Source organism: Sulfitobacter sp. HI0129 (assembly GCF_001635395.1).
Lineage (GTDB): Bacteria > Pseudomonadota > Alphaproteobacteria > Rhodobacterales > Rhodobacteraceae > Sulfitobacter.
The window spans coordinates 1-3,794 of record NZ_LWGH01000396.1 but is presented as its reverse complement, the minus strand read 5'-3'; the positions used below and the strand labels follow the sequence as shown (position 1 = coordinate 3,794).

General features: G+C 62.6%; 3 protein-coding genes. 1 reads left to right on the top strand and 2 read right to left on the bottom strand.

What is annotated here, in order from left to right:
• Positions 1-127 precede the first annotated feature (127 nt).
• Together A3764_RS10450 and A3764_RS10445 are read right to left on the bottom strand one after the other, a co-directional pair.
• On the bottom strand, positions 128-1,717 hold the full coding sequence (locus A3764_RS10450; protein WP_067923336.1) for an ABC transporter substrate-binding protein: 1,590 nt from the start codon (positions 1,715-1,717) through the stop codon (positions 128-130).
• Positions 1,718-2,014: 297 nt separating this feature from the next.
• Positions 2,015-2,650, bottom strand: coding sequence for a TetR/AcrR family transcriptional regulator (locus A3764_RS10445; RefSeq protein WP_161487209.1), 636 nt, complete (start codon positions 2,648-2,650; stop codon positions 2,015-2,017).
• A gap of 217 nt (positions 2,651-2,867) precedes the next feature.
• Between A3764_RS10445 and A3764_RS10440 the strand changes: the two genes are divergently transcribed.
• The gene (locus A3764_RS10440; protein WP_067923330.1) at positions 2,868-3,671 is read left to right on the top strand and encodes an IclR family transcriptional regulator; all 804 of its coding nucleotides are present in this window, start codon (positions 2,868-2,870) and stop codon (positions 3,669-3,671) included.
• Positions 3,672-3,794: the final 123 nt, after the last annotated feature.

The window sequence follows — 3,794 nt, the reverse complement described above, 5'->3', positions numbered from 1 at the left end:
ACCAGGGCGGACAGGGGGTCGCCCTTGGTGCTTTGCGACAGGATGAACGCCACGCTGGCCACGCCAAGGAGCAGGAAGGGCACTCCCAAAATCCGGCGTATGATATAGCGCAGCATGGCGGCCCCCCTTACTTGCGCGAGATTTCGGCAAGCGGCAGGTTGCAGCAGGCGCTGTAACGCACGCCCTCGATATCGCTGCGATAGGCCAGAACGAGGTTCGGGCTCACCACCGGGATGATGACATTGTCGGCCATCATCGACTTGGCAAGCTCTTCGTACTTGGCGACGGCTGCGTCACCAGAGGCGGCCAGCGCTTCGGCATAGATTTCGCCCTGCGCCGGGTTCAGCACCGTTTCGGGGGAATTGTAGCCCGCCCGCTGCACCCAGGTCGACCCATCGGTCATGCCGAAATAGGCCGCGTACTGGCCCGAACCGTAGTAGTCCGGCGCATAGTAGACCGCCGTCAGGTCGGCCCGGCCATTGGCCATGTCCTCACGCCAGACCGGGTAGGTGACAGGCTTGAGCGATACATCCACCCCGACCTGCGCAAAGTCCTGCTGCAGCTTTTGCATCATGACGTTCAGATCGACGCCATAGACGTTGTCGTTCGGATAGACCGCCTCCATCGTGAACCCGTCGCCGACCCCCGCTTCCGCGAGCATCGCCTTGGCCTTTTCCACGTCCTGGCTGCGCGGCGTCAGGTTCGCCGTCCCCGGGAAGCCGTTGGGAATGGGGGCCGCGATCTTGTTGCCGTTGCCGCCCACCGTGAATTCGATCATCCCGTCGTAATCCACCGCATAGGTCAGCGCCTCGCGCACCTGCGGCGTCAGCTTGTCCTTCATGGCTTCCGATCCGGGCATGAAGGCAAAGTAGATGAAGTTGAAGGACGGCACGATTTCGGTCACCACATCGGGATTGTCGAGCGCCTTGGCGGTATCCGCATCAAGCTGCATCGCAATGTCGACCGATCCGGTTTCAAGCGCCTGCGCCTGGCTGACGGAATCCTGTATCTGGGTGATGACCACTTCGTCGAAGGCAGGCGCATCGCCGTAGTAGGCATCGTTGCGCGACAGGCGCAGTTCGTCCTCTGGCGCGTAGTTGGACAGAACGAACGGCCCGCTGCCGACGGAGTTCTCGAGGAACCAGCCTTCGGCCCCGTCCGCCGTGTCGGCGGTTTCATCGCCGATGGCCCCGCCCGCCATTGCGGCTTCGGAATTCAGAATGCCGGTATAGGGCGCCGACACCTTGTTGAGGAATTCCGAATTGGGCGCATCCACGGTGATTTTGACGGTCTTGGCATCGACCGCTTCGATATTTTGCGTGCCATCCATCAGGAACGACGGAGAGCCCTTGAGGTTGCGCAGACGCTCGAAGGACCACACGACATCCTGCGCCTCCACCGGGCTGCCATCGGAAAACACGGCATCGGGGTTCAGCTGAAAGGTGAATTCCGTGAAGTCCTCGTTGTTGTCCCAGCTTGTGGCGAGCTTCGGCACCAGCGTCTGGTTGTCTTCGCCGAGGGTCAGCAGTGGTTCGTAAACGGCCGTCAGATATATCTGGCAGGTGTCGCAGAAGGCCCGCGCCGGATCGAGCGAGTTGACGTCCATCGACCGTCCGATGACCAGCGTATCCTGCGCGGCCAATGGCGTGGCAGCCAGCAGCGCACCGGCCGCCGTCACGAGCAAGCTGGTCCTCTTCGGCAAGAAGGTCTTTGTCATTTTCACTTTCCTTTCCCTGGTGGCGACTTTGCCGGTACCGGGATCCCCGACCGGCGCATTACGCCCGCCTGAACGCATCGGCCCGGCGGCGCTGTATTCAGGTTAGCGACAGAAAATTTGACCGCATAGTGGGTATTCGTGGCCAGTTGCTACGCTGTTACCTTCCCCGAAAACGGGAATGATCGCCAAGGTATTGGGGCCTATCCGGGGATTTTGCGGTCAAATTCCCAGTTTGCCGGGCGGGCGCCTCAGGCAAGAAACAAAAAGTTAGTGATAATTAGTTTTGCTAACTTTGACTCAGGACCGGCGCGGCAGAATCTCCGGCAGGTAACACCGCAGATAGGCGACAGAGGCGCGGATGCTCTCTTCCAGATAATGATCCGTCAGGCGACGATGCTGCGACCATGAAATCGCCCAGACCCCATCCATAACCCCGATCGACACGGCCAGGCGCGTCTCCAGATCCGCGATGCCGCGGCAGTCGAACCAATGCCGGAACTCTTCGGCGCGTATCTCGGCCAGCCTCGCGTTGCCCTGCAGGTCGAGCGTGCGCACCTCTGCACTGACCCCGGCCCCCATGAAAAGCCTCAGCGCGGAAGGATGATCGTTCAGGAACCGCACGCCGCTCTGCTGGCGTCTGCGGATGATGTCCTGCCACCCCGCAGGCGGCGGATCGAGAGGCGCGCGCGCCATTTCCGCAAGCTGGGCGTGATACCGTTGGGCCAGCGCCACAAGGATCGCATCCTTGTTGGGAAAGAAATGGTAGATCGACGGCAGCGGCACTTCCGCTTCCTTCGCCACAAGCGCGAGGCTGATGTCGCTGTCGGGCCATTTCGTCAAAAGCGTTTCGGTGGCGTCGAGCAAATGTTCGAACCGGATCACACCGCGCTTTCGTTGCGGCTGGCGCACGCGTTCGCCCTGGCTCTCGATCATCCGGCCATCCCCGCACATGTTGGCCCGCCACCCTTTGGGGCAAGCCCGCTGCTATCTCTTTCCATGGATCATATTACCCGTGACCGCACGACGCCAGAAGCCGATTTGTCAAAGCCCCCGGCCCCGACTGCGGAAAGATATCGCTTGACGCGGGACCTGTGTTGCTGACCAAGAAGTTCACAATTGAACATTCTGCGCAAAATATGAAACATGCCCCATGGCCGAAAATAAGACCCCCGAATATTCCGTCCAACCTGTCGTCCGCGCGCTGCGGGTGCTGCGCTATATCGCGGCGGGGAACCGGTGCGGTAATATCAGTCAGGTTTCGAAGGCGACGGGGGTGAACCGTACCACGCTCGTGCGTATCCTTGCCACGCTGGAGGCGGAGCGCCTGATCGAGGCGCTGCCGCACGAAGGCGGCTATCGGCTGGGCACGGGGCTCATCTCGCTCGCCGCCGAAGCGTTGAACGATCGCGGGATCGTGCCGACCGCGCGGCCCGTGCTGCAACGGCTAGTGGCCGCGCTGAAGCTGTCGGCGCATCTGGGCGTGCGCGAAGGGCATGAAATCGTGTATCTCGCGCGCGAAACGCCGGTGTCCCATCTGGCCAGCACCGTGCGCGAGGGGACCCGCCTGCCCGCGCACGCCACGACCATCGGGCGCATCCTGCTGGCCGAACTCCCGGCAGAAGAGGTGCGCGCGCTCTATGCCGACCACCCGCTCGAAGCCTTCACGTCGAAAACCCGCACCTCTCTCGACGCTCTGCTGGAACAACTGGCCAATGACCGCAGCCGCGGCATGGCATGGAGCGTCGCGAACTTCGAAGCCGAAATCGGCTCGGCGGCGGCCCCTGTCTACGACCACCGGGGCGAAGCCGTGGCGGCGATCAACGTCACCGGCCATTCCAGCATCTTCGCAGAGGGTTCGCCGCAACTCGGGCCGATCGAAACCGCGCTCAGGGCCGCGGCGCAGGATATTTCCGAAGCTCTCGGCTACCGGGGCTGGTCCGCCGATCAGATGTAGCTGTAGCCGAAGGACATGCCGAAATCCTCCGGTTCAAGCGCCGCGTTCCCGCGCCGGGCGCCGCGCAGCCACAGGCGGCCATGCACCTGGGTTTCGGCCAGATCGACCTCTCCGGGCAGGCGG

What these genes read in the sequence shown, in the direction of transcription:
- A3764_RS10450 (WP_067923336.1), bottom strand. Translation starts at nt 1,717, where the DNA reads ATGACAAAGACCTTCTTGCCGAAGAGGACCAGCTTGCTCGTGACGGCG.
- A3764_RS10445 (WP_161487209.1), bottom strand. Translation starts at nt 2,650, where the DNA reads ATGATCGAGAGCCAGGGCGAACGCGTGCGCCAGCCGCAACGAAAGCGC.
- A3764_RS10440 (WP_067923330.1), top strand. Translation starts at nt 2,868, where the DNA reads ATGGCCGAAAATAAGACCCCCGAATATTCCGTCCAACCTGTCGTCCGC.